The organism is Azonexus sp. GW821-FHT04F04 (genome assembly GCF_059420025.1).
The window spans coordinates 154,108-178,447 of record NZ_JBWKSX010000003.1 but is presented as its reverse complement, the minus strand read 5'-3'; the positions used below and the strand labels follow the sequence as shown (position 1 = coordinate 178,447).

Genomic DNA, 24,340 nt, shown 5'->3' with positions numbered 1-24,340 from the left:
ATGGATGCCCCCGTCAATCTGCCGCCCGCAGGCGCACCGGATAGAGCTTCTTGCCCTGTCGCGCCCATGCTTGCCGTCAGTCCGTTACTCGGGGAAGACTCTTTCCGCCGGGTAGTCGAGTGGGCACCGAGCGCCATGGTGATGATCGACCTCGAAGGCATCATGGTGCTGGTCAACGCCCAGACTGAGCGAATGTTCGATTACGGACGCGATGAGCTGATCGGAAAACCGGTCGAAATCCTCGTTCCCGAGCGTTTCCGCCAACACCATAGTGCTTTCCGCACCGGTTATTTCAATGACCCGCAGCCGCGCCCGATGGGCGTCGGTCGTGATTTGGCGGGATGCCGCGCCGATGGCACCGAGTTTCCGATTGAAATCGGCCTCAATCCGATAGCCACCGAAGCCGGCGTCATGGTTCTGGCGTCGATCATCGACATCACCGAGCGCCAACGCGCCCAGCAAAGGCTGGAAGACGCCTTGCGCGAAAAAACCGTGCTGCTCAACGAGGTTCATCATCGGGTCAAGAACAACCTGCAGGTCATCACCAGCCTGCTCAACCTGCAGGCCGACTTTGCCGCCGATCCGCGCCTGCGGGCGATTCTGGCCGAGAGTTGCGGGCGGGTGAAGGCCATGGCGCTGACCCATCAACTGCTTTATGAACGCAAGGACTTTTCCCGCCTTGACCTAGGGGACTATCTGGACCGCCTGATTCAGTCGATCCGCTCAAGCTACCGCGCCACCGGCGACCGCATCACCCTGCGCATGGTTCGGCCTGATGCCCATGTCCAGATCGACCTCGAGCGGACAATTCCCTGCGGCCTGCTCGTCAATGAACTCGTCACCAATTCGTTCAAGCACGCGTTCAAGGGGGAACGTCAGGGAGAAATTGTCATCCAACTGGAAGAAGGATTCGATGGCATGGTCTGCGTCAGCGTGGCCGACAACGGCGTCGGACTGCCCCCTGAGAGCGAATTGGCCCACGGATCGTCTTTGGGCTTGCAACTCGTCCAGTTGTTCGTTGAGCAACTGCACGGCACGCTGGATGTCGAGCGGGGGAGCGGCGTGCGGTTTGCCATGCGTTTTCCAAAATATATCGCAGCCAAGGAGCCTTCATGAGTGCGCGATTACCGATCAATCTGATGCTGGTCGAAGACGAGCGCATTGTTGCCTTCGACCTCAAGCGCCAGTTACAGACCTTCGGCTACCACGTCGAAAGCGTCGTAGCCAGCGGTGAACAAGCCATCAGCGAGGTGGCCAGGAACAAGCCCGACCTCGTCCTTATGGATATTCACCTTGAGGGCGGCATGGACGGCATCGAAGCAGCCACGGCGATTCGCGCCCAACACCAGGTACCCGTCATCTTCCTGACCGCCTACGCCGAGGACGACACCCTGCGGCGGGCCCTGGACAGCCGCCCGTTCGGCTACCTGATCAAGCCTTGCGAAGGACGCGAACTGCATGCAACGATCCAGATGGCGCTGGCCCGCCGGGAAGATGAAGTCGCCATCGAGCAAAGCGAGCAGCGCCTCAAACTGGCGCTGGATGCCGCCTCGCTCGGCGTCCTTGAATGGTGTCCGTTATCGAACCGAATGAAGGGCGACGTTTACCTCGGCATGCTGTTCGGCAACCGGCCACAACCGCTCGACGAGCCGTGGGCAGCCTTCATCGAGCGAGTTGCCGAAGCCGACCGGGAACGCGTCACGAATGCGCTGACCGCCAAATTGCCAGGTAACGAAGCGATCAGTGTCGAATTTCAACTGGCTGGCAACGCCCCCCCGCACCGGCGCATGGAAGCCCACGCCAAGGCCTACGGCGCGGACGGAGCCGTTCAGCGCGTGGTCGGCATCCTCCAGGATGTGACGCAGCGCCACCTCGACGAAGCCATGCTGCGCCAGTCGAGCGTCGTCTTTCGCACCACGGCTGAAGCCATCGTGATCACCGATGCCAGACACCAGATCGTTGCCGCCAACACCGCGTTTTCACGCATCACCGGATATCAGGAAACCGAAGTGCTTGGCCTTGACCCGGACATTCTGCTGCGGGTCAGCCCACCGTACGATCAGTATGAGGACAGCTTCAAGAATGGCGGCGAAGGATTCTGGCAAGGGGAGGTGCGCTGCCACCGCAGCGATGGCAGCACATTCCCGGCTTGGCAAAGTGTCAGCGTCGTGCACGACACCAATGGCAAGCTGACGCATTTCGTTACGGCCTTTTCCGATGTCACGGCAATTTACGATGCCCAGCAACAACTTCGGCACCTGGCCCATCACGACCCCCTGACCGGCTTGCCCAACCGTATCCTGTTCGACGAACGGTTCCAATACGCCATCGAGCACGCAATACGCAACGAACAGCGCTGCGTATTGCTCTTTCTCGACCTGGACGGATTCAAGGTGATCAACGACACGCTCGGCCACGCCGTCGGTGACGATATGCTGCGCATCGTCGGCGACCGGCTGAAAAGTGTCATGCGCAGCAGTGACACCATCGCCCGCCTGGGCGGTGACGAGTTCGTGATTCTGGCCGGCAGTTTCAATCCTGACTACGCGGCGCGACTGGCAAACAAGATTCTCGACCAGTTGCGCATCCCCATCCCGCTTTCCGGCGATATGCTTTCCGTCACCGGCAGTATCGGGATCGCGGTCTATCCGGACAACGGTGCCGACAGCCAGCAATTGATGCGTGCCGCCGACATGGCCATGTACACGGCCAAGGCCGAGGGGCGCGACCGCTATCACTTCTACGCCGAGGACATGTCCGAGCGGGCACGCCAGCGGATGGACATCGAACAGGGCCTGCGTCGCGCCCTGGCGAACGATGGCCTGGTCGTGCACTACCAACCGCGCGTCGATCTCGCCACTCGCCGCTTCGTCGGCGTCGAAGCACTGGTTCGCTGGCAACACCCGGAACGCGGCATCATTTCCCCGGCAAACTTCATCGGCATCGCCGAAGAATGTGGAATCATCGAACAACTGGGTCGCTGGGTATTGAATCGCGCCTGCCGCGAAATGCTCGATGGTGTCCTTGGCAAACCTGCCGGGGAAATCTTTCACGTTGCGGTCAACGTCTCGGCACGGCAATTCCTCGGCGTGGATTTCGTCGCAACTGTCCGCTCGGTACTGAGCGAAACGGGCTTTCCACCCAGCGCACTCGAACTGGAAATCACGGAAAGCACGCTGCAGGCGACCGAACGGAGTTTGTCCATACTCAACGCCCTGAATGAACTGGGCGTTGCCGTCAGCATCGACGACTTCGGGACCGGCTATTCTTCGCTGAGCGTCCTGCGCGATCTTCCCATCCAGCGCATCAAGATCGATCGCTCCTTCATCGTCAATCTGCCCGCCAGCCAGAATCAGCGGGCCGTCGTTGAAGCCATCGTCGCCCTGAGCAAGGCGATGTCGATGCAGATTACGGTCGAAGGCATCGAGCACGCCGATCAGGCCACAATCCTGCAGGAACTCGGTTGCCATGAAGGCCAGGGCTACCTGTTCGCCCGACCGTTGCCCATTGTCGAATTGTGCAAACTCCTCGGCAGCGGACTCGATGCCGAACGGTCCTGACTCCCCGGAATAAGCGGATCGCCCTTGCTGAGCCGATAGCACCGTAAAAATCCATAGGCGCGAAAGAACCTTCCAGGCAAAGGCGAGGGGCGGAAGAATATCGATGTTCGGCACGTGGTCAAAGCAAAACGCGACATTCCTGCCCGGCTGCGGGAAAATAGCAGGCTATGACGAATTCCCCAATCGAAGACCGCCTGCGTACCGAACTCGCCGAACTCGAAACCGCCGGCCTGACCCGCCGTCGCCGCGTGCTGGAAAGCCCGTGCGGCCGGCTTGCCACGGTCGACGGTAAAAATGTGCTGAATTTCGCCGCCAACGACTATCTCGGGCTGGCCGGCAATGCCGAGATCGCCCGGGCGCTGGCCGATGGCGCGATCCAGTGGGGCGCCGGCAGCGGCGCCTCGCATCTGGTCAGCGGCCACCTCGCGCCGCACGAAGCGCTGGAAAAGGAAATCGCCGCTTTCACCGGCTTTCCGCGCGCCCTGACCTTCTCCACCGGCTACCTGGCCAACCTCGCCGTGACGCCGACCCTGGCCGGGCGGGGCGATGCGGTGTTTGCCGACAAGCTCAACCACGCCTCGCTGATTGATGCCATGCAGCAGGCCAAGGCCAACGGTGCCGACGTCCAGCGCTACCCGCACAACGACGTCGCGGCGCTCGAAAAGATGCTGGCTGCCAGCACGGCTGCCCGCAAGGTGATCGTCACCGATGCCGTGTTCAGCATGGACGGCGACCTCGCCCCGCTGCCGCTCATCTTCGCGCTGGCCGAGCGTTACGACGCCTGGCTGGTCATCGACGATGCCCACGGCTTTGGCGTGCTTGGCCCGCACGGCAAAGGCAGCCTCGCCCACTTCAACCTGCCCGCCTCGCCACGCATCCTGCTCATGGGCACACTGGGCAAGGCGGCCGGTGTCGGCGGCGCCTTTGTCGCCGGTTCGGCCACAGCCATCGAATACCTGCTGCAAAAAGGCCGCAGCTACATTTTCACCACCGCCCAGCCGCCGGCCATCGCTTGTGCGCTGAGCAAGAGCCTGCAACTGATCGAAAACGGCGACGCCCTGCGCGCCAACCTGATGTCCCGCATCGGCCAGTTGCGCGACGGGCTGGCCGGCCTGCCGCTCAAGCTGCTGCCGTCGCTGACCGCCATCCAGCCGCTCATCGTCGGCGAAAACGACGCCGCCGTCGCCCTCGCCAAAGCCCTCTGGGAACGTGGCCTGTGGGTGCCGGCCATTCGCCCGCCAACGGTGCCTAAAGGCACGGCGCGACTGCGCATTTCGGTCTCCGCCGCGCACAGCGAAGCTGATATCAACCAACTGATTACCGCCCTGAAGGAACTGGCATGACCGCTCCCCTCATTTTCCTGCCCGGCTGGTGCGTCGGGCGCGGCCCGCTCAATGCCACGGTCAACCGGATAAATGGTCAAATTTTTGACTTGCCGGGCTACGGCAGCGCCCCGTTGATCACCGATTTCTACGCCGCGGCCGACGACATCGCGGCCCGCCTGCAGCCCGGCACCACGCTGGCCGGCTGGTCGCTCGGCGCCCAACTGGCGCTGGCCGTCGCCGCCCGCCATCCGGACAAGGTCGGCAAATTGCTGCTCGTCGCCGGCACCACCTCCTTCGTCCAGCGCGACGGCTGGCCGCACGCCATGCCGCCGGCCACGCTGGCCGAGTTTGCGGCCGGCATCGCCGCCGATGTCGAAGCCATGCTGCCGCGCTTCGTTGGCGGCTTCAATCGCGGCGACGCCCGCGCCAAGGCGGTCACCCTCGAACTCCTCGAACTGGCCGACCCACGCCCGTCCGGCGAAGTCCTGGCGACCGGGCTGAACTGGCTGCGCGACATCGACCTGCGCGGTCTCGCGCCGCAGGTCAAGGCGCCGACCCTGCTCATCCACGGCGCCGCCGATCCACTCATGCCGCTGGGCGCCGCCGAAGCCCTCGCCGCCCTGATTCCCGGCGCCAAGCTAGCTGTCTTCGACGACTGCGCCCACGCCCCCTTCATGTCCCGGCCTGACGATTTCGTCGCCACCGTGCACCAATTCCTGAATGACTAGACCGTCCAAGGCGCGCATCCGTCTATCCTTCGAGCGCGCCGCCCCGACCTACGACAGCGCCGCCGACATCCAGCGCCGCATCTGCATGCAACTGGCCGACGGCCTGCCGGCCATCACCCCAACCCGCCTGCTCGATGCCGGCTGCGGCACCGGTTTTGCCCAGGCCGACTTGCTGGCCCGTTTTCCGGATGCCCATGCCGTCGCCCTCGACCTCTCGCCGGCCATGCTTGGCAAGGTCAGCTCACCCTGCTGCCGCATCGCCGGCGATCTCGAAAACCTGCCGCTGACCGACGCCAGCCTCGACCTCTACTGGTCGAGCCTCGCCGTCCAGTGGTGCGACCTCGCCACGGCACTGCGTGAAGCCCACCGCTCGCTGCGCCCGAATGGCCTGGTCGCCCTGGCCAGCCTCGGCCCGGCCACCTTCCACGAACTTCGCCACGCCTTTGCCGACGTCGACCACTATCGTCACACGCTGAGTTTCCACAGCCCGGACGAAATCCGCAAAATCGCCGTCAATCTCGGCTTTGCCACGGTCAACACGAAAAAAGGCATAAAAACGGCACATTACCCGGACTTCAAGACCCTGCTCCGCGCTGTCAAGGCCATCGGCGCCAACCAGCTCGGCGACGGCCGGCGAACCAGCCTGATGAGCCGCACCACTTTCCTGCGCGCCGAGACGGCTTACGAGCAATTGCGCACCCCGGCCGGCCTGCCGCTGACCTACGACGTGATCTACCTTTACGCCAGCAAATGAGCACCCAAAAATGAGTTCCGCCTATTTCCTGACCGGCACCGACACCGAAATCGGCAAGACCTTCATCACCTGCGCCCTGCTCCACCGCGCCGGGCTTGATGGCCTCAAAGCCGTCGGCCTCAAACCGATCGCCGCCGGCACCGATGCCGCCGGGCTGAACGATGATGTCGAAGCCATCCGCGCTGCCAGCAATGTCGAACTGCCGCGCCAGATCATCAACCCCTATTGCTTCAAGCCTGCCATCGCCCCGCACATCGCCGCGGCTGAAGCCGGCGTGCGCATTGAATTCGGCCCGATCGGAGCAAGTTGTGACGAGGCCCGGCAGCAGGCCGATCTGGTCATCGTTGAAGGCGTCGGCGGATTCTGTGTGCCCTTGGGCACCAAACGGAACGCCGCCGATCTGGCCGTCGACCTCGGCCTGCCGGTCATCCTCGTCGTCGGCATGCGTCTTGGCTGCATCAACCACGCGCTGCTCACGGCCGAAGCCATCGCCGCCCGCGGCCTGAAGCTGGTCGGCTGGGTGGCCAACAGCATTGATCCGGCCATGTCGCGTTTCGCTGAAAATCTGGCAACGCTGCAAGCGCTGCTACCGGCCCCGCTGCTCGGCGTCGTACCGCATGGGCCGCAGGACGGCGCCATCGGCGCCGCCGCTTTCCTTAAACTACCCGGCGCTTAAAACCGCCGCAATTTCGCGCAGGCGTTGCTGCAGGCCGGCTACAGCCTCGGCCTGATCGTCGACAAACCCATCGCGCGCCCGCAGTTCGACAACACTGGCATCAGCCGCACCAGCCTCATCGGAAAACGTGGCCATCAAACCTTTGACCGTATGGGCCTCGCGGCGCAGCACCGCAGCATCGCCAGAGGCCAGGGCAGTCCCCAGAGCCGCGCAATTGCTGTCGACATCCTGAACAAACATGTCGACCATCATCGCGAATATCTCCTCGTCGCCCCCCAGGCGATCAAGAATCGATGCTTTGTCCAACACGAAAGCCCCTGCCATATTCATCTCCATTCAACCCGCCTGCCCTCCAGGAAATCGGCCGGGTCTAGCAAATTCAGATCTGCGGCATCTCTTCGTCGCGGAAGCGCTGGCGGATGTCCAGCACATGCTCCCAGCCTGCCAGGAAAGCCTCGACGCACATCGGATCGAAATGCTTGCCGCGTCCGTCTTCAAGAAACTGGCAGGCATCCTCCAGCGACCACGCCCGCTTGTAGGGCCGCTCGGAGGTCAGTGCGTCAAAGACATCGGCCACCGCGACGATCCGGCCGAACAGCGGAATCTGATGGCCTTTGAGACCATACGGGTAACCCGTCCCGTCGTATTTTTCGTGATGCGAGATCGCCACTTCAGCCCCGGCCTGGATGACTTCCGAACGGCTGTTCTTGAGTAGTTCCTGGCCGAGCCGCGCATGCCCCTTCATGACCTCGAATTCTTCGTGGGTCAGCTTGCCCGGCTTGAGCAGGATGTAGTCGGGAATGCCGATCTTGCCGACGTCGTGCATCGGCGCTGCTTCGAGAATCAGCTTCTGCTGCGCAATGCTCAGATCAAGGCCGAGGGCGATGATCTGCGAGTAATGGGCCATGCGCTGGATGTGGGCGCCGGTTTCCGGATCACGAAACTCGGCCGCCCGCGAGATGCGGAAAATCAGCTCCTTCTCGCGCTCGCGAATTTCAGCCGTCCGCTCTTCGACCAGCGAACTCAGATGCTCGGCGCGGTCCGCCAGGTATTTCTGACCGGTACGCAGCGACAACATGTTGCGGGCTCGGGCTGAAAATTCGATACGGTCGATCGGCTTGGTCAGGAAGTCGTTGGCACCGCCGAGCAAGGCATCGTAGCGAATGTCCTTCTGGTCGTTGGCGGTAATCATCAGCACCGGAATCTCGTTGCGCCCGTGCAAGGCGCGGAAGGCGCTGATGAACTTGAGGCCGTCCATGTCCGGCATCATGTAATCGACGATGACCAGGTCGGGCACATTGCTGCGGCACCATTCCAGCGCCGCCACCGGATGATCGAACAAGGTCGGGCTGCAATCGCCCAGTTTGAGCACCAACGCCTTGATCAGCGTCAGATTGATGTCGCTGTCATCGATGATCAGGACGTTGTGCATGTACTTCCCTGCTTGCCGGATAGTTGTTTCCGGCAGTATATAATGCCCCGCCATGAAACTGCTCTTCGACCTCTTCCCCGTCATTCTCTTTTTCGCCACCTTCAAGTATGCGGAAAAGAGCCCCGAACTCGCGGCCGGCTGGATGGGCTCGCTGCTCGGCTTCGTCCCCGACGACGCCAAGATGGCGCCGATCCTGCTCGCCACCGTCGTCGTCATCGTCGCCACGGTCGCCCAGATCATCTGGGTGCACTTCCGCCACGGCAAGGTCGACAAGATGCTCTGGGTCAGCCTCGTCCTCGTCGTCGTCTTTGGCGGCCTGACGCTGGCCTTCCAGAACGAAGCCTTCATCAAATGGAAACCGACCATCCTGTACTGGGTTTTCGCCGGCAGCATGGCCTTCAGCGCCTACGTGCTCAAGAAAAACGCCATCAAGGCCATGCTCGGCGAGCAACTGACGCTGCCCGAACCAATCTGGGGCAAGGTCAACCTTTCATGGATCGCCTTTTTCCTGGTCATGGGTGCCCTCAACCTGATCATCGCCTTCAATTTCCCGACCGATATCTGGGTCAATTTCAAACTGTTCGGCGGTATGGGCCTGATGCTTGTCTTCGTGATCGGCCAGGGCATGCTGCTGTCGAAATATGTCGAGGAAGAAAAGTAATGCTTTACGCCATCATCGCCGAAGACAATGCCGGCACGCTGGACCTGCGCATGGCCGCCCGCCCCGCCCACGTCGAACGACTGCAGGCTCTGCAGGCTGAAGGCCGCCTGATCCTGGCCGGCCCCTGCCCGGCCATCGACTCGCCCGATCCCGGCCCGGCCGGTTTCTCGGGCAGCATCATCATTGCCGAATTCGCTTCTCTGGAAGCCGCCCGGACCTGGGCCGATGCGGACCCCTACATCGTCGCCGGCGTCTATGAAAAGGTCGTCATCAAGCCGTTCAAGAAAGTGTTGCCGGCGTGAGTGCCGAAACCATCGAACTATTGCGCCAGCGCCTGGCCGTGCTGCAACCGTCATCAATCACCATCGTCGACGAGTCGCACCGCCACGCCGGCCATGCCGGTGCGCGCGAAGGCGGCCACTACCAGTTACAAATTGTTGCACAGGCATTCGCCGGTAAAAGTACCATGGCCCGTCATCGCATGATTTATGATGCTGCAGGTGATTTGATGCGCGGCAGAATCCATGCGCTCAGCATTCGCGCCGAAGTACCCGGCAACGTATAATTTTTGATTGATATTCCCTCCACCCAAGGATAGATACATGCTCAAGCTCTCCCGTCTGGCCGCTCTGCTGATCGCTGGCGCCATCGTTTCTGCCCCGGCTTTTGCTGCCGAGAAGGGCAAGGCCTTTGCCACCGTCAATGGCCAGCCGATTTCCCAAGCCGTCTACGACGCTTTTGTCACCGAACAGAAAGCCCAGGGCGCCCCGGATTCGCCGGAACTGAAAAATGCAGTCAAGGAAGAACTCGTCCGCCGCGAAATCCTCGCCCAGGAAGCCAAGAAAAAGGGCCTCGACAAATCCGCCAACATCCAGGGCCAGATCGAACTTGCCAAGCAGGCCGTCCTCATCCGTGCCTTCCTGACCGACTACGTCAAGGCTCACCCGATCAGCGATGCCCAGCTCAAGGCTGAGTACGAACTGATCAAGACCAACCTCGGTGCCACCGAATACAAGGCCCGCCACGTGCTGGTCGAGAAGGAAGACGAAGCCAAGGCGATCATCGCCAAGCTGGAAAAGGGCGAGAAGTTCTCCGAACTGGCCAAGGCTTCGAAGGATCCTGGCTCCAAGGACAAGGGCGGCGAGCTCGGCTGGAGTTCCCCGAACGCCTACGTCAAGCCGTTTGGCGAGGCACTGGGCAAGCTCAAGAAGGGCGAATACACCAAAGTGCCGGTGCACTCCGATTTCGGCTACCACGTCATCCAGCTCGACGATTCCCGTCCGATGACCCCGCCGCCGTTCGATCAGGTCAAGCCGCAATTGCAACAGCGCGCAAGCCAGCAACAGGTTGAAAACCTGGTCAAGGAGCTGCGTGGCAAGGCCAAGGTCGACTAAACCTTCGCCGAGATGCGAGAATGCCCACCCTGCGGTGGGCATTTTTGTTTGTGGGAGACGAGTGTGTTCAACAGCCTGAAAAAACTGTTCAGTGGCAACCCCGGGCAAACCGCCTCCTCCCGCACCGTTCCGGCGGCGCAAACCACCGCCGCCAGCACCCAGTTTCTGCGCCGCGAAGCGGTTTTCGACCGCAACAATCGTCTTTCCGGCCACGTATTTACGCTGCAGGAGTCGACGACGCTGGCCGATGCCGATGCTGTTCGCCAACGAAGTTTTGACGAAACCCTGCTCGACACACTGAACACCAGCACCGACGCCTGGAACACCAGCCTCGCCTTCATTCCGCTCAGTTCCTCCAGCCTCGACCTTGCTGCGGTCGACCGTCTCAAATCGTCAAATATCGTGCTGCTCGTCCAGTTGGCTACCGACGCCGAAGCGGACATCGTTTGCGAGACCATCGACCGGCTGCACGAGCGCGGCATCCAGATCGGGGTTTTCCGTCAACCAAAGAACCCGGCTTTCGCCAGGGTCATCCAGCTGGCTGATTTCGCCGCGATTGATATCGGTGCCAACGAGGCCGATACCGCCCGCGATTTTTCCGCGGCGGTGCGAGCCAGCGCGGGAGAGCGTCCAAAGAAGCTACTGGCCTGCAACGTCGAAACGCTCGACGACCTGCGCTTCTGCCAGCAGTGGCATTTCGACAATTTCCACGGAAAGTTCGCCAGTTCAGCCTCGGGTGTCCGGGCCGAAAATAGTGGCGACCCGCACAAGGCCTTGCTGCTGAACATGATGCGCCTGGTACAAGGCGATGCTGAAAACGCCGAGATTGCAGAGGCCATGAAGCAGGACCCGCTGCTCAGCTTCCGCATCCTGCGTTACCTGAATTCCCCGGCCCTCGGCCTGACCCATCGCATCGACTCGCTGGCCCAGGCGCTGGTCATTCTCGGCCGGCAACGGCTGACCCGCTGGTTATCCGTGCTGCTCTTTTCGGTACGCGACCCGCATTTCGGCGACTGGCTGCTGGTCGAGAACGCGCTGACGCGTGGCCGATTGATGGAGGTCCTTGGCGAGCAGTCGATGCCGGGCGTCGCGCATGACCCGCTGTTCCTGACCGGAATTTTTTCCTGCCTCGGCGAATTGCTGCATCGACCGCTGGCGGAAACGCTGAACGACATTCTGCTGTCCGACGACATCAAGAACGCCCTGCTTGAACGAAGCGGCCCTTATGCCCCACTTCTGGCCGTCGCCGAGGCCAGCGAGGACTTCGACCTGCCGCGCATGAGAGAGACAGCCCTGGCCGCTGGCGTTGCCCCGGAAACGGTCAACCGCGCCCTGCTTGCCGCGACGGCCTGGGCCAGTGAAGTGACCGAATACTGGGAATAAGCCTGGCTGGCTGACATTCGCCGAAAAAATTGATGCAGGTTGAGGCCGTAATTGGCCGGCGGTGGCTAAATCCGCTGCAATGGCCATTCGTCTATTCTTCGCCGCGCTCAGCCTGATTTTCTGGCAGCCGGCCCACGCCGACCAATCCCTGCAAGCCTGGATCGATACCGCGCTGCCGGGCACGATCCTGCGTCTGCCGCCCGGCACCTATCGCGGCCCGGCCAGCATCACCAAGCCTCTGACGCTGGAAGGCAACGGCAAGGTCATCGTCGATGGCGGCGGCAAAGGGACCGTGCTGACCATCAAGGCCGACCGGGTGACCATTCGCGGCCTGACCCTGCGCGCCAGCGGCGATTCGCACGATGCCATCGACGGCGCCATCATGGTGGCCGAAGGCAACGGCCTGCTCATCGAGCACAACGTGATCGAGGACGTGTTGTTCGGCATTTCGCTCCACCGGACGACCGACAGCGTCGTCCGCCACAACCGCATCCGCTCGCGCCCGGTCGACTCGGCCGACCGCGGCGACGGCCTGCGCCTGTGGTACAGCACGGGCAACCGCATCGAGAACAACGACATCGCGCAGATTCGCGACATCACAGTGAGCAATTCGCCGCACAACCGCTACACCGGCAACACCATCCGCGACAGCCGGCGCGCCTTCAATTTTCTGTTTTCGCACCGAAGTCTGGTTGACCGTAACATTCTCGACAAGAACTCGACGGGCATCATCGCCCTCAACTCCGATGGCCTGATCATCCGCAACAACCGCATCCTGCACGCCATGGACGCCTCCGGCGCCGGCATCGCGCTCAAGGAAACCTCGGCGGCCCTGGTCGTCGACAACGAAATCGTGCACTGCGCCCACGGCATCATGGCCGATTCGCCGATGGACGCCATCAATCGCATCGTTTTCATCAACAACGTCATCGCCCACAACATCACTGGCATCTATTTTTATGGCGCCAAGGGCGGCCACATCGCCATCAACAACACCTTCCGCAGCAACCTGTGGCCCGTCACGGCCATCGGCGATGGCGACCCGATGAACGATACCTGGTGGGGCAATACCTGGGATACCTACGAAGGATTCGACCTTGATGGCGACGGCTTTGGCGACAAGCCGCACGAACTGCACGCCTACGCGGATCGCCTGTGGATCGAAACGCCAAGCGTCACGTTCTTCCGCAACTCGCCAGTGCTTGAACTGCTCGACTTCCTCGAGCGACTGGCGCCATTCTCGGCGCCCTCCCTCATTCTGCGCGACACGGCGCCACGCATGCAGCCGGCCAAAGCCTACAACTGATATTCGTCACCGCCGCCCTGCATGGCCATTTCGACCACCCGTTTCGACAAATGGGGGGCAAACAGCGAAATCAGGTCGTAGTCGTAGCGGCGCAGATAGGTGCCGCGACGCAGGGCGAGACGAGTGGTATTCGATTCGAAGAGGTGGGCAGCATCGATCGCCACCAGACCGGTATCGCGCTGGGCATCGAAAGCCAGGGCCGAAATGATCCCGAGACCAAGACCGAGGCTGACGTAGGTCTTGATCACGTCGGCATCGAGGGCGGTCAGCGCCACATTCGGCTGCGCCCCGATGCGCTCGAAGGCGCGGTTGATGCGCGAACGGCCGGTAAATGCCGTGTCGTAGGTAATCAGCGGCCAGCGCGCCAGTTCATTGAGCGACAGCGGCTGCGATTTGAGGATGGGGTGGCCTTCCGGCGCGATCACGCAATGCGTCCATTGGCGCACCGGCAGCGTGATCAGCTGTGGATACTGGTCGAGAGATTCGGTGGCAATCCCGATATCGGCCGCGCCGGCGACCACCCATTCGGCGATCTGGATCGGGCTTCCCTGATGCATTTCGAGCTTGACGTCGGGGTGCTGCGCAACGAAATCGCGGACCACCACCGGCAGGGCATAACGCGCCTGGGTGTGCGTCGCGGCCAGGATCAGCCGGCCGGAATTTCCCGTCGCGAACTCACCGCTCGCCCGTTTGAGGTTTTCCGCCTCGCGCAGGATGCGTTCGGCGATGGTCAGCACCGCCTTGCCCGGCTCGGTAACGCCGGTGAAACGTTTGCCGCTGCGCTCGAAGATGGCGATGCCGAGCTCGTCTTCGAGCAGCTTGACCTGCTTGGAAATGCCCGGCTGCGAGGTGTAGAGCGATTCGGCCGCCTCCGAGACATTGAGTCCCTGGCGCTGGATTTCGACGATGTAGCGTAGCTGCTGGAGCTTCATGAGGCGACTTAATAACTTAACGATATAACAATCTAACTCAATATTCTTTTTGATTCAATTGGCCGCGGTTAACATGGCTGCCATGGACTACCTCTACACCCTTTCCGGCTTTGCCGTTGGCGCCATTGTTGGCCTGACCGGCGTGGGCGGCGGCTCGCTGATGACGCCGCTGCTCGTGCTGCTGTTCGGCGTGCCACCAGCCACCGCCGTGGGCACCGACCTGCTTTATGCGGCGATGACCAAGGCTGGCGGCACCGTGGCGCACGGCAGGAAAGGCCATATCGACTGGGCCGTCACCGGTCGGCTGGCGCTCGGCAGCATCCCGGCGGCGGCGATTACGGTCTATATCCTGTCGCAGTTGCCGAAGGGCAGCAATGTCATCGGCCAGATCATCTCGCACGGCCTCGGCTTCGCGCTCATGCTGACGGCCATCGCTATCCTGTTCGGCCGCACGCTGCGCGAGTACGCCAGCAAGCACGAAGATTCGCCGCTGCGCCAGTGCTGTCTGGGCAAGATTACGGTCGCCGTGGGTGCCATTCTCGGCGTGCTCGTCACCATTTCGTCGGTCGGCGCCGGCGCGCTTGGCGTTGCTGCGCTGTTTTTCCTCTACCCAAAACTTTCCCCGGTCCGCATTGTCGGATCGGATGTTGCCCACGCCGTGCCGCTGACGCTGGTTGCCGGCCTCGGCCACTGGATGCTCGGCGGAGTTGACTGGCCGCTGCTCGGTGCGCTGCTGCTTGGCTCGCTGCCCGGCATCTGGCTGGGCACACAGGTTTCTGCCAAGGTGCCGGAACATATCCTGCGCCGCCTTCTGGCTGCCATGCTGGTGCTCATCGGCACCAAACTGGTTTTTGCCTGACGTTTTCCCCAAGGACGTTTCATGTACAAATACGATGCCATCGACCGCCAGCTCATCAACGAGCGCGTCGACCAATTTCGCGATCAAGTCCGCCGCTGGAAAGCCGGCGAACTGAGCGACGACGAATTCCGCCCACTGCGCCTGCAGAACGGCCTCTACATCCAGCGCCACGCGCCGATGTTCCGCATTGCCGTGCCTTACGCCATGCTGAATTCGGCCCAGTTGCGCCGCCTCGGCCAGGTCGCCAGCAAGTACGACCGCGGCTACGGCCACTTCACGACGCGCCACAATCTGCAACTGAACTGGCCAAAGATCGAGGACGTGCCGGAGATGCTGGCCGAACTGGCCGAAGTCGAGATGCATGCCATCCAGACCTCGGGCAACTGCCTGCGCAACATCACTACCGACCAGTTCGCCGGCGTCGCTGCCGACGAAGTGATCGATCCGCGCCCGCTGGCCGAAATCCTCCGTCAATGGACGACCTTCCACCCGGAATTCGCCTTCCTGCCGCGCAAGTTCAAGATCGCCATTTCCGGGACGAAGGAAGACCGCGCCGTGACCTGGTTCCACGACATCGGCCTGCAGTTGCAGGAGCAGAACGGCGAAGTTGGCTTCCGCGTCATCGTCGGTGGCGGCCTCGGCCGGACGCCGATCCGCGGCCAGATCGTCCGCGAATTCCTGCCCTGGCAGCACATCCTGACCTATTGCGAAGCCATCCTCCGCGTCTATAACCGTCAAGGTCGCCGCGACAACGCCTACAAGGCGCGTATCAAGATTTTGGTGCAGGCGCTTGGCGTCGAAGCCTTCGCCCAGTTGGTCGAAGAAGAATGGGCGCACGGCAAGGATGGCCCGGCCACCCTGACGCAAGCTGAATTCGATCGGGTTGCCGCCCACTTCAGCGCGCCGGCTTACGAAAAGCTGAGCGCCGACGATGCCGGCCTCAACGAAAAGCTGGCACTTGAAAAATCGTTCAAAAACTGGGTTGACCGTAGCACGCATCCGCACAGGGTGCCGGGCTACACTGCCGTCACGCTGTCGCTGAAAAAGCACGGCATCGCGCCGGGCGACATCACTTCCGAGCAGATGGCCGTCGTCGCCGACCTGGCCGACCAGTTCAGCTTCGGCGAACTACGCATTAGCCACGAGCAGAACATCATCCTCGCCGACGTCAAGCTGGCCGACCTCTACGCCGTCTGGCAAAAGGCCAAAGCGGCCGGCCTGGCGACACCGAACATCGGCCTGCTGACCGGCATCATCTGCTGCCCGGGCGGCGATTTCTGCGATCTGGCCAACGCCAAGTCGATCCCCATCGCCACCGCCATCCAGGCCCGCTTCGACGATCTCGACTACCTGTTCGACATCGGCGAGATCGACCTCAACATCTCCGGCTGCATGAACGCCTGCGGCCACCATCACGTCGGCCATATCGGCGTGCTCGGCGTCGACAAGAACGATTCCGAGTTCTATCAGGTCACGCTGGGTGGCCGTCAGGGCAACGATGCGAAGCTCGGCAAGGTGATCGGCCCGTCGTTCGCGGCTGATGAAATGCCGGATGTCGTCGACAAGATCATCAAGGTTTACATCGAAAGCCGTCATCCCGACGAGCGTTTCCTCGACACCTTCGATCGCATCGGCATCGACCCGTTCAAGAACCGCGTTTACGAAGGCCGCGCCCACGGCAAGGCCAAGGCAGCACAAAAGGAGGCCGCATAATGGCGCAACTGATCAAACAAGGCACTGCTGCGGTCGACACCTGGACAACGCTCGAAATCGCTGAAGGCGAAACGCCGGAAACGGTCGCCCTGCCGGCCGGCGACGTCATCTTCCCGGTCGCTGTCTGGCTGGCGCGCAAGGCCGAAATCATCTCCTGCCACAAGCGCATCGGCCTGCTCATCCAGCCGGATGAGCGGGTCGAAGACATCGCAGCCGATCTCGACTACTTCATCGTCATCGCCGTCAATTTCCCGAAATTCGTCGATGGCCGCGGCTACTCGACAGCCAGCCTGCTGCGCCAGCGCTACAAGTATCAAGGCGAATTGCGCGCCGTCGGCGACGTGCTGCACGACCAGCTGTTCTACATGCAGCGCGTCGGCTTCGACAGCTATGCACTGAAGGACGGCAAGAACGTCGTGGTCGCCATCGAAGCCGGCTTCAGCACCTTCAGCGACGCTTACCAGGCCTCGACCACCCAGCCGCAACCCCATTTCCGCCGCCGCGCCTAGGAACAGCCATGTCCCCCAGCCTGCTCAACATCACGCCCGAACTGACCGCCAGCGTCGCCACCAAGACCAAGGCCGTACAAGCCTTGCTGGCCGACATCGCCGCCAACTGGTCGACCGCCGCCTTCGCCAACAGCCTGGGCGCCGAAGACATGGTGCTGACCGACCTCATCGTCAAGGCCAAGCTGCCGATCGAAATCTTCAGCCTCGACACCGGCCGCCTGCCGCTCGAAACCTACGACCTGATGGACGCCCTGCGCAAACATTACGGCCTCAAGCTCAAAATCTACTTCCCGCAAGCCGAAGAAGTCGAAGCCTTTGTCCGCAACCACGGCATCAATGGCTTCTACGACTCCGTCACGCTGCGCAAGGCCTGCTGCCACGCCCGCAAGGTCGAACCGCTAAAACGCGCCCTGGCCGGCAAACGCGCCTGGATCACCGGCCTGCGCGCCCAGCAAGCCGCCACGCGCACCGGCCTGCCCTTCCGCGAATACGACGAAGGCAATGGCCTGGAAAAATTCAATCCGCTGTCGGACTGGACCGAAAAGGAAGTCTGGACCTACATCAAGCAACACGCCGTGCCCTACAATGCCCTGCACGACAAGTTCTACCCCAGCATCGGCTGCGCCCCCTGCACCCGCGCCATCTCGCCGGGAGAGGACGTCCGCGCTGGTAGATGGTGGTGGGAAAACCCGGAAACGAAGGAATGCGGGCTGCACGTCAAGGGCTGACGCAGTTCAAGATCATCAAAACCCGGCTTCGAGCTGGGGTTTTTTTTTGGCTGACGTAAAAGTGTCGGACGGACACAGGATTTACGCCATAAGCATGATTTCAACGGTCAACCGGAAAAAATGGGCGAAAATGGAATGCGCCTTCGGGCTCGAAACGAATCCAAAGCTGCCCCGACCAATGCTTAAACAAAAGGAGTTACGGAATTGAGAGAGAACAATCTAGCCGCCCTGATGTTCTTTTGCGTTCTATCGGGTAGTGCTTACGCGCAGGGCGATGAAGATCAATGTGGCCCCGATGCTTATGCCGCCGTGAACAAAAGCATGAAGATCACCCCGTTGGCACCAGACAAGGTCATCTCCTCAGCCTGCAAAACATGGCCCTACAAGACCAATTTGCTTCTGGCTGTCTTTGCCTACGATGAGGGAATTGAAAGCGAAAAAAAGCTGCTCGTCGCGGTCATAGACAAAAAGACAAAGCGTGTCGTCAGCAGCTTTCAGGATGCCTACTACGAGGATGCCCTTACGGAAGTTGGCGAGTACAGTCTAAAGCTTGATACGGCAAGGTATCAGCTTGCCGAGAACGTGAGGGCGTTCGGCATAAGGTTCAATAGCGCAGCCCACGGTGCAAATTGCGGCGAGGCGTACTGGGGAAATGAACTGACGCTTTTTGTACCCGAAGGGAATAATTTGCGCCCCGTCGCAAATCTCAACCTGTATCAACAGAAATGGCACCGGGGCTGCCCTGCAGCAACTTCAACGGCACTCTGGGAAAACGCAACGTTGACAGTCGGCATGGCCCAATCAAGCACAAATGGCTTCCAAGACCTGGAAATCACCGCAAAAATAGAGGTCAATGCCATGGAATCCCCTACCGACAGCCTTAATAACCGGATCGAGCGGCACACCCTGCGTTACGATGGAAAGTACTATAAAAAGGAACGGAACCTCGTCCCATGGTGGTTGGCGATCTGATCCTGTTGTCGGCTGGGCTCGAACCAAGCCTAAGCCAGCAGCAAATGCTGCCCTCCAATGTTCCCAATTTCCGCAGCAGGCACCCCGGTTGCCCGCGCAAAGTCGGGCCAACTTTTGATTGCCTCCCTGACCTTCCTTATCACCCGGGGAGCGGTGCCGATCTTGAAACGATCGGCCTCGGCCAACAGATCATCTTCGCTGAAGTTCTTGAACTTTCCGTTGACCGACATAAGGTGCTGGTTGGTCCATTCGCCTGCCGGGTTGTGGGCGAAGGTGATGTCGTAGGCCGGGGACAGGGCCCAGGTTTCATTGGCTTTTAGCCGGAACGAGATGTTCTTGGTGTGGTCGTCGCAGTTGCGCGCCATGACGTTGAAGGCCATGCGCCGGAAGGCTTCTTCCTTCTGCTCGTAGGGCAGCCCGAGTTTGTCCATGACCAGAAAGAGCTGCGAGTAGGCGTTGGTGCCTTTTTTCTTGTAGTCCAGGTGGTCCATGGCGCACAGGGTTTGCATGTGGTGGCGGACGGCGCCGTCTTCGCGGTCGAAACGGCGCGTCATGAAGTGCGCCCGGCCGTTTTCTTCGAGCAGCCGGCATTCCATCATCTCGATGCCGGCCGCCCTGGCCATCAGGTAATAGGCCTGCTCGATACGGCCGTAACCGCCCGAGGCGCCGAGTTCGAGGTCTTTGCCGATGCCGTCGAACTTGAGCAGCCAGTGTTCGAAGCCTTCGCCGGCTTCGAACTGACCGGAACGCACCTCGTTGGTCGTCCGGTTCCAGGCGATGACGGCCTTGGCGCGCGCGCCGCCAGCCGAGGTGCCGACGTCGATGATGCTGCGCAGGGCGGCATCGGTCTGTTCGTCGTCTTCAATCGTCCCGGCGACGGCCTTGCGCGCTTCGCTGACCAGATCGCTCAGTTCGATGGGCGTCGGCTTCTGGCGGATGGGCCCGCGCCCCGGCTTGAACACCATGGCGCCCATGGCGCGGTTGCCCATGTAGGCCAGCCGGTCGATTTCTGAAACCTGATTGGCCGGGATACCGCGGTCAGCCATGTATTTGTTGATCAGGGCGTTGCCAAAATCGTCCGGCAGGGCGTCGCTGAGTAGCGCCGGCAGCGCCTTGTACGTTTCGCGCGGCAAATCGGTAAAGATGTAGGGCTCTTCGCGCAGCGGCATGCGCAGGGGCGAGGGTTGGATGCCTTTGGCGATGAAGCTCGGCGCATAAGCAAAGGCGTAGAAGCCATAGGCCGGGTCGAGGGCGACGGCGCCCATGAGTTGGCCCCAGAGATGGACTTCGACACGGTCGACGTGTTTATACGGCGCGGCACGGGTACGACGGGACTTGGGAGAAGTGGCCATGGTGTCTTCGTCTTATTTTGCCGGGGACGATTTGGCGCGGACTGAGGTTGCCCGCAGCCGTTCACGACGGGCGCGAACCATGTTGAGCGGATTGATGGTGGTGGTCGGCGCGAGGAGCGTCAGCCAGTCTTCCCTACCCAGCGCCCGCACCACGGAGAGCAGGCTGGCGGTACTGGAGCCCGTCCCCGCCTCGAGATTCTGCAGCGCCCGGCGACTGATCCCGGCCCGTTCGGCCAGCAAAGTCTGGTCGATATTTTGGCTCAACCGGAGCTTTTTAACCTGTTCACCCAGGATCGCTTCGAGTTCGGCTAGCGTGTGGCTGGTCTGCATGTCAATTCTCTGTAACGCGCATGATTAGGCGCACAATAAATAAAATACGATACTACGCGCATTTTTTGACGCACTTTATCACATAACATAAAATCCGTTACGCGCACTATATTACGCTCAAACTGCAAAAAATCGATTTACGCGTAATATAATGCGCTTAAACGCCGATTTATAAAATAAACGGCCGTGCTCTCCGGGCACGGAATCCAGTTTCGAGCATGCGCCGGGAAGCCACCGGCCTGCTGCGCAAGGGTGATGCCGCGCGGAGCGCCAGTTTTCGGCAAAAAGACTTGATTGCCACGGTCAACTGGAAAAAACGACCAAAATTGAAATGCCCCAGCCTCTGTTTCAAGGCCTTTACGAGCAAGAGCGACGCGCCGAAGCGGAGAGCGTCCAGCCCCCGACGACAAGAATGCACAAGGCATTTTAAAATAACCAAGGATTTACCCTGAGACACTTATTGCGCGACCACTCAAACGGGTTACGATTGCACCGTATCTACAACGACCAAAGCACCGCGTCGGGCCGAATTTCGGCCTGACAGATTCATAAAGCTCCAGCCCCCAGACTCATGTCCCGCATCGATCCGCAACAAAGTTACCTGCTTCAACCCCGGCCACAGCGCCGGAAATTTCATCTCATACTTGGACTCATCATTGCCGGCACCGCCCTCGCCGGCATAGCCTGGGTGGAGCTTGAGGAGTCCTTCCTCCAGGCCAGCCACTTCGCCGAACGGGCCAGAACGTCAACATGGACCGTTGAACCCGGCGCTGACAAGGACATCTGGCTGCCCAGCAGCGGCCCCTACGAGCAGCGCCTGGGCTATGCCCAGCTCAACACCTTTCTGCCGCGCCTGTCCAATGCCGGTTTCACCATTGCCGCCCAGGCCCGCCAATCGGAGGGCTTTCGCGCCATCGTCGGACGCGGTCACTTCCCGATTTACCGCGAGAAATCGCGGGCCGGTCTGACCATCCTTGACCGCAACGACCAACCGCTCTACGACAGCCAGTACCCGCGCGTCCAGTACGCCAGCTTCGAGGCCATCCCACCGGTGCTCGTCGAGGCGTTGTTGTTCATCGAGAACCGCGATCTGCTCGACGCCAATTCGCCAAAACACAATCCGGCCGTCGACTGGGGCCGGCTGACCCGCGTTGCGGCCGGCCAGGCAGCCCGCCAGGTTGGTCTCGGTGGCGGCCGGGCCGGCGGCAGCACGCTGGCCACGCAGATCGAGAAATTCCGCCATTCGCCCGGCGGCCGCACGCATGACAGCAAGGACAAGTATCACCAGATGATGTCGGCCGCCCTGCGCGCCTACCAGGACGGCGAAGAAAATCTGCCGGCCCGCCGCCGGATCGTGCTCGATTTCGTCAATTCCGTGCCGCTCGGCGGCATCCCCGGCTACGGCGAGGTCAATGGCCTGGGCGACGGTCTGTGGGCGTGGTACGGCCAGGATTTTGGCCAGATCAACCAACTGCTGGCCGACCCCAAGGCCGATCTGAGGCAACGCGCCAAGGCCTTCAAGCAGGCGCTCTCGCTCTTTGTCGCCCAGCGCCGCCCGTCCGGCCTGCTCGGCGACACCACGGGGCGCCTCAACACGCTCACCGACAGCTACATCCGCCTGCTTGCCGACGACCAGTTGATCCCCACCGACCTGCGCGAAGCCGCCCTGCTCGTGCAGATCAGCCCGGCCCGCCAGGCCCGGCCGGCCGAAGAGGTGTCCTTCGTCGAGCGCAAGGCGGTCAATGAAATCCGCGGCACGCTGGGCGATCTGCTCAACGTCGAGAACCTCTACGCCCTCGACCGCTACGACCTGACCGTGCACAGCACCCTCGACGGCCCCAGCCAGCAAGCGGTGACGCGCGTCCTCAACCGGCTGGCCGACCCGACCTTCCTGGCCTGCGCCGGCCTCAAGGAAGGTCGGCTGCTGGCCAAGGGGGACCCGAAACAGGTCAATTACAGCCTGACGCTCTACGAGCGCACGCCGACCGCCAACGTCCTGCGCATCCAGGCCGACAACCTCGACCAGCCGCTCGACATCAACGCCGGCACCAAGCTCGATCTCGGCTCCAGCGCCAAGTTCCGGACCCTGGTTTCCTACCTGCTGGTTGTCGCCGATCTGCACAAGCGCTACAGCCAGACGCCACCGGAAGAACTGGCCAAGCTCAAGCAGCATCCGGCCGACCGCCTGAGCAACTGGGCCATCGACATCCTGCGCGCCAAGCCGGAAACGACCCTAGAAGCACTGCTCGAAGCGGCCATGGAACGCCGTTATTCGGCCGATCCCGGCGCCACCTTCTTCACCGGCGGCGGCATCCATCGCTTCGGCAATTTCAAGCATGAAGACGACAGCAAGGTGCCGAGCGTCGCCGAAGCGCTCGAACAGTCGGTCAATCTGTCCTTCGTACGCATCATGCACGACGTCGTCCATTACCACGCCTACGAGGCCGTCGATGCCCCGGCCCGCGGCCTGCGCGACAAGGATGACGACGAGACCCGCCAGGCCTTCCTCAACCGCTTCGCCGAGCGCGAAGGCCTCGGCTTCCTGCGCACGTACTGGCACAAGTACCGCGACGTCGCCCCGGCCGATCGCCTCGAAGTGCTCAGCGACTCCGTGCCGTCGCGGCCCGTCCCGCAAGCCGCCGCCTACCTGAGCGTGCTGCCAAAGAGCGATTTCGACAGCTTTGCCGCCTTCATGCGCAAGCAGCTCGGCGACCGGGCCGGCACCGACGCCGGCCTGCGCCGCCTGTTCGACATGCACGCCACGCGCCAGTACAACCTGGCCGACCAGGGCTACCTGGCCCGCGTCCATCCGCTTGAACTGTGGCTGGTCCGCCACCTGCAGAGCGATCCGAAAGCGACGCTCAAGGACATCGTCCCGGCCAGCGTCGAAGCCCGCCGCGACGCCTCGAAATGGCTGTTCGCGCCGCGCTTCAAGCATGCCCAGCAGGTGCGCATCGACATCGTCGTCGAAGTCGCCGCCTTCGAGCGCATTGCCGAAGAGTGGCGCCGCCTCGGTTACCCCTTCGAGCATCTGGTGCCCTCGCTGGCCACCTCGATCGGCAGTTCGGCCGACCGCCCGGCCGCTCTGGCCGAATTGATGGGCATCGTCGTCAATGACGGCATCCGCCGGCCGACGGTACGCATCGACGAACTCCGCTTTGCCACCAATACGCCGTTCGAGACCCGCTTGCAGCAGCAGAACGAAGCCGGCCAACGCGTCATGCCGGTCGAGGTCGCCCAGGTTACCCGGCGCGCCCTGCTCCGCGTCGTCAACAGCGGCACGGCCCGGCGCATCAAGGACACCTACCGCGACCACGAAGAAGAACCACTCGTCATGGGCGGCAAGACCGGCACCGGCGACCACCGTTCCAAGGTCATCGGCGCCGATGGTGGTGTGCGCAGCGCCAAGGTCATGAACCGCGCCGCCACCTTCGCCTTCTACATCGGCGACCGTTTCTACGGCGTCGTCACCGCCTTCGTTCCCGGCGCGAAGGCCGCCGGCTACGACTTCACCTCGGCCCTGCCGGTGCAGATCATGAAGGAGATGGAACCGGCCCTGCGCCCATTGATTGCCGATCGCCCGGCCGCCGAAGGCAAGTGCAAGGCTGGCGCCTGACGTAGAGCGGCCGGGAAACCGTGGCACTGCCGCCAACTGCGGCCTGCCACGGTCAACCGGAAAAAACGGCCAAAAATGAAATGGCGACTAGTGGCGCCAGGTGACGGCGC

Annotated in this window: 23 protein-coding genes; 18 read left to right on the top strand and 5 right to left on the bottom strand. The window is 62.0% G+C overall.

The genetic code is table 11. The features are described from left to right. The 6 genes from AC07TV_RS08210 (at position 1) to bioD (ending at position 7,043) form a co-directional block, all read left to right on the top strand. A complete protein-coding gene (locus AC07TV_RS08210; protein ID WP_494647905.1) occupies positions 1 to 1,116 on the top strand; it encodes a sensor histidine kinase in 1,116 nt (371 codons plus the stop codon). Further along, positions 1,113 to 3,560: a two-component system response regulator gene (locus AC07TV_RS08205; RefSeq protein ID WP_494647904.1), complete on the top strand. Its 2,448-nt coding sequence runs from the start codon at positions 1,113 to 1,115 to the stop codon at positions 3,558 to 3,560. Before AC07TV_RS08210 ends, AC07TV_RS08205 begins: the two co-directional genes overlap by 4 nt. Before the next feature lie 167 nt (positions 3,561 to 3,727). Next, entirely contained in the window at positions 3,728 to 4,903 is a 1,176-nt protein-coding gene (bioF, locus tag AC07TV_RS08200; protein ID WP_494647903.1) for an 8-amino-7-oxononanoate synthase, read from the top strand. Beyond that, positions 4,900 to 5,613 (top strand): alpha/beta fold hydrolase, encoded by a 714-nt coding sequence (locus AC07TV_RS08195; protein ID WP_494647902.1) that lies wholly within the window; start codon positions 4,900 to 4,902, stop codon positions 5,611 to 5,613. Before bioF ends, AC07TV_RS08195 begins: the two co-directional genes overlap by 4 nt. Then, the gene (bioC, locus tag AC07TV_RS08190) at positions 5,606 to 6,367 is read left to right on the top strand and encodes a malonyl-ACP O-methyltransferase BioC (RefSeq protein ID WP_494647901.1); all 762 of its coding nucleotides are present in this window, start codon (positions 5,606 to 5,608) and stop codon (positions 6,365 to 6,367) included. Before AC07TV_RS08195 ends, bioC begins: the two co-directional genes overlap by 8 nt. 10 nt (positions 6,368 to 6,377) lie before the next feature. After that, a complete protein-coding gene (bioD, locus tag AC07TV_RS08185) occupies positions 6,378 to 7,043 on the top strand; it encodes a dethiobiotin synthase (RefSeq protein ID WP_494647900.1) in 666 nt (221 codons plus the stop codon). Here the strand turns inward: bioD and AC07TV_RS08180 are convergent. Next, the gene (locus AC07TV_RS08180; protein ID WP_494647899.1) at positions 7,029 to 7,352 is read right to left on the bottom strand and encodes an Hpt domain-containing protein; all 324 of its coding nucleotides are present in this window, start codon (positions 7,350 to 7,352) and stop codon (positions 7,029 to 7,031) included. The two genes, bioD and AC07TV_RS08180, sit on opposite strands and share 15 nt — an antisense overlap. Positions 7,353 to 7,422: 70 nt before the next feature. Next, the gene (locus AC07TV_RS08175) at positions 7,423 to 8,475 is read right to left on the bottom strand and encodes an HD domain-containing phosphohydrolase (RefSeq protein ID WP_494647898.1); all 1,053 of its coding nucleotides are present in this window, start codon (positions 8,473 to 8,475) and stop codon (positions 7,423 to 7,425) included. Between the two features lie 52 nt (positions 8,476 to 8,527). On the opposite strand from AC07TV_RS08175, the gene AC07TV_RS08170 reads away from it, so the two are divergent. The 6 genes from AC07TV_RS08170 (at position 8,528) to nosD (ending at position 13,219) form a co-directional block, all read left to right on the top strand. Beyond that, positions 8,528 to 9,136, top strand: coding sequence for a septation protein A (locus tag AC07TV_RS08170; RefSeq protein ID WP_494647897.1), 609 nt, complete (start codon positions 8,528 to 8,530; stop codon positions 9,134 to 9,136). Continuing rightward, positions 9,136 to 9,438: a YciI family protein gene (locus AC07TV_RS08165; protein ID WP_494647896.1), complete on the top strand. Its 303-nt coding sequence runs from the start codon at positions 9,136 to 9,138 to the stop codon at positions 9,436 to 9,438. The genes AC07TV_RS08170 and AC07TV_RS08165 overlap by 1 nt, the downstream gene beginning before the upstream one ends. Next, on the top strand, positions 9,435 to 9,701 hold the full coding sequence (locus AC07TV_RS08160; protein ID WP_494647895.1) for a BolA family protein: 267 nt from the start codon (positions 9,435 to 9,437) through the stop codon (positions 9,699 to 9,701). The genes AC07TV_RS08165 and AC07TV_RS08160 overlap by 4 nt, the downstream gene beginning before the upstream one ends. A gap of 37 nt (positions 9,702 to 9,738) precedes the next feature. Continuing rightward, positions 9,739 to 10,530: a peptidylprolyl isomerase gene (locus AC07TV_RS08155; protein WP_494647894.1), complete on the top strand. Its 792-nt coding sequence runs from the start codon at positions 9,739 to 9,741 to the stop codon at positions 10,528 to 10,530. 63 nt (positions 10,531 to 10,593) lie between these two features. Continuing rightward, positions 10,594 to 11,913: an EAL and HDOD domain-containing protein gene (locus AC07TV_RS08150; protein ID WP_494647893.1), complete on the top strand. Its 1,320-nt coding sequence runs from the start codon at positions 10,594 to 10,596 to the stop codon at positions 11,911 to 11,913. 79 nt (positions 11,914 to 11,992) lie between these two features. Beyond that, complete coding sequence (gene nosD / locus AC07TV_RS08145) at positions 11,993 to 13,219, top strand: nitrous oxide reductase family maturation protein NosD (protein WP_494647892.1); 1,227 nt, start codon at positions 11,993 to 11,995, stop codon at positions 13,217 to 13,219. Here the strand turns inward: nosD and AC07TV_RS08140 are convergent. Further along, the gene (locus tag AC07TV_RS08140; protein ID WP_494647891.1) at positions 13,210 to 14,151 is read right to left on the bottom strand and encodes a CysB family HTH-type transcriptional regulator; all 942 of its coding nucleotides are present in this window, start codon (positions 14,149 to 14,151) and stop codon (positions 13,210 to 13,212) included. The genes nosD and AC07TV_RS08140 overlap by 10 nt on opposite strands. Positions 14,152 to 14,233: 82 nt before the next feature. On the opposite strand from AC07TV_RS08140, the gene AC07TV_RS08135 reads away from it, so the two are divergent. The 5 genes from AC07TV_RS08135 to AC07TV_RS08115 all read left to right on the top strand — a co-directional run bounded on the left by AC07TV_RS08135 (position 14,234) and on the right by AC07TV_RS08115 (position 18,932). Beyond that, on the top strand, positions 14,234 to 15,010 hold the full coding sequence (locus tag AC07TV_RS08135; RefSeq protein ID WP_494648124.1) for a sulfite exporter TauE/SafE family protein: 777 nt from the start codon (positions 14,234 to 14,236) through the stop codon (positions 15,008 to 15,010). A gap of 21 nt (positions 15,011 to 15,031) precedes the next feature. Beyond that, positions 15,032 to 16,723: a nitrite/sulfite reductase gene (locus AC07TV_RS08130; protein WP_494647890.1), complete on the top strand. Its 1,692-nt coding sequence runs from the start codon at positions 15,032 to 15,034 to the stop codon at positions 16,721 to 16,723. Then, on the top strand, positions 16,723 to 17,232 hold the full coding sequence (locus AC07TV_RS08125) for a DUF934 domain-containing protein (protein WP_494647889.1): 510 nt from the start codon (positions 16,723 to 16,725) through the stop codon (positions 17,230 to 17,232). The genes AC07TV_RS08130 and AC07TV_RS08125 overlap by 1 nt, the downstream gene beginning before the upstream one ends. Positions 17,233 to 17,240: 8 nt before the next feature. Next, positions 17,241 to 17,960, top strand: a complete 720-nt coding sequence (locus AC07TV_RS08120) for a phosphoadenylyl-sulfate reductase (protein ID WP_494647888.1) — start codon at positions 17,241 to 17,243, stop codon at positions 17,958 to 17,960. Between the two features lie 204 nt (positions 17,961 to 18,164). Further along, a complete protein-coding gene (locus tag AC07TV_RS08115; protein ID WP_494647887.1) occupies positions 18,165 to 18,932 on the top strand; it encodes a PA3715 family protein in 768 nt (255 codons plus the stop codon). 29 nt (positions 18,933 to 18,961) lie between these two features. Here the strand turns inward: AC07TV_RS08115 and AC07TV_RS08110 are convergent, their stop codons facing one another. Next, positions 18,962 to 20,284, bottom strand: a complete 1,323-nt coding sequence (locus AC07TV_RS08110; protein WP_494647886.1) for a type II toxin-antitoxin system HipA family toxin — start codon at positions 20,282 to 20,284, stop codon at positions 18,962 to 18,964. A gap of 12 nt (positions 20,285 to 20,296) precedes the next feature. Next, positions 20,297 to 20,614 (bottom strand): helix-turn-helix domain-containing protein, encoded by a 318-nt coding sequence (locus AC07TV_RS08105; RefSeq protein WP_494647885.1) that lies wholly within the window; start codon positions 20,612 to 20,614, stop codon positions 20,297 to 20,299. A gap of 571 nt (positions 20,615 to 21,185) precedes the next feature. On the opposite strand from AC07TV_RS08105, the gene AC07TV_RS08100 reads away from it, so the two are divergent. After that, positions 21,186 to 24,230 (top strand): transglycosylase domain-containing protein, encoded by a 3,045-nt coding sequence (locus AC07TV_RS08100; RefSeq protein ID WP_494647884.1) that lies wholly within the window; start codon positions 21,186 to 21,188, stop codon positions 24,228 to 24,230. Positions 24,231 to 24,340: the final 110 nt, after the last annotated feature.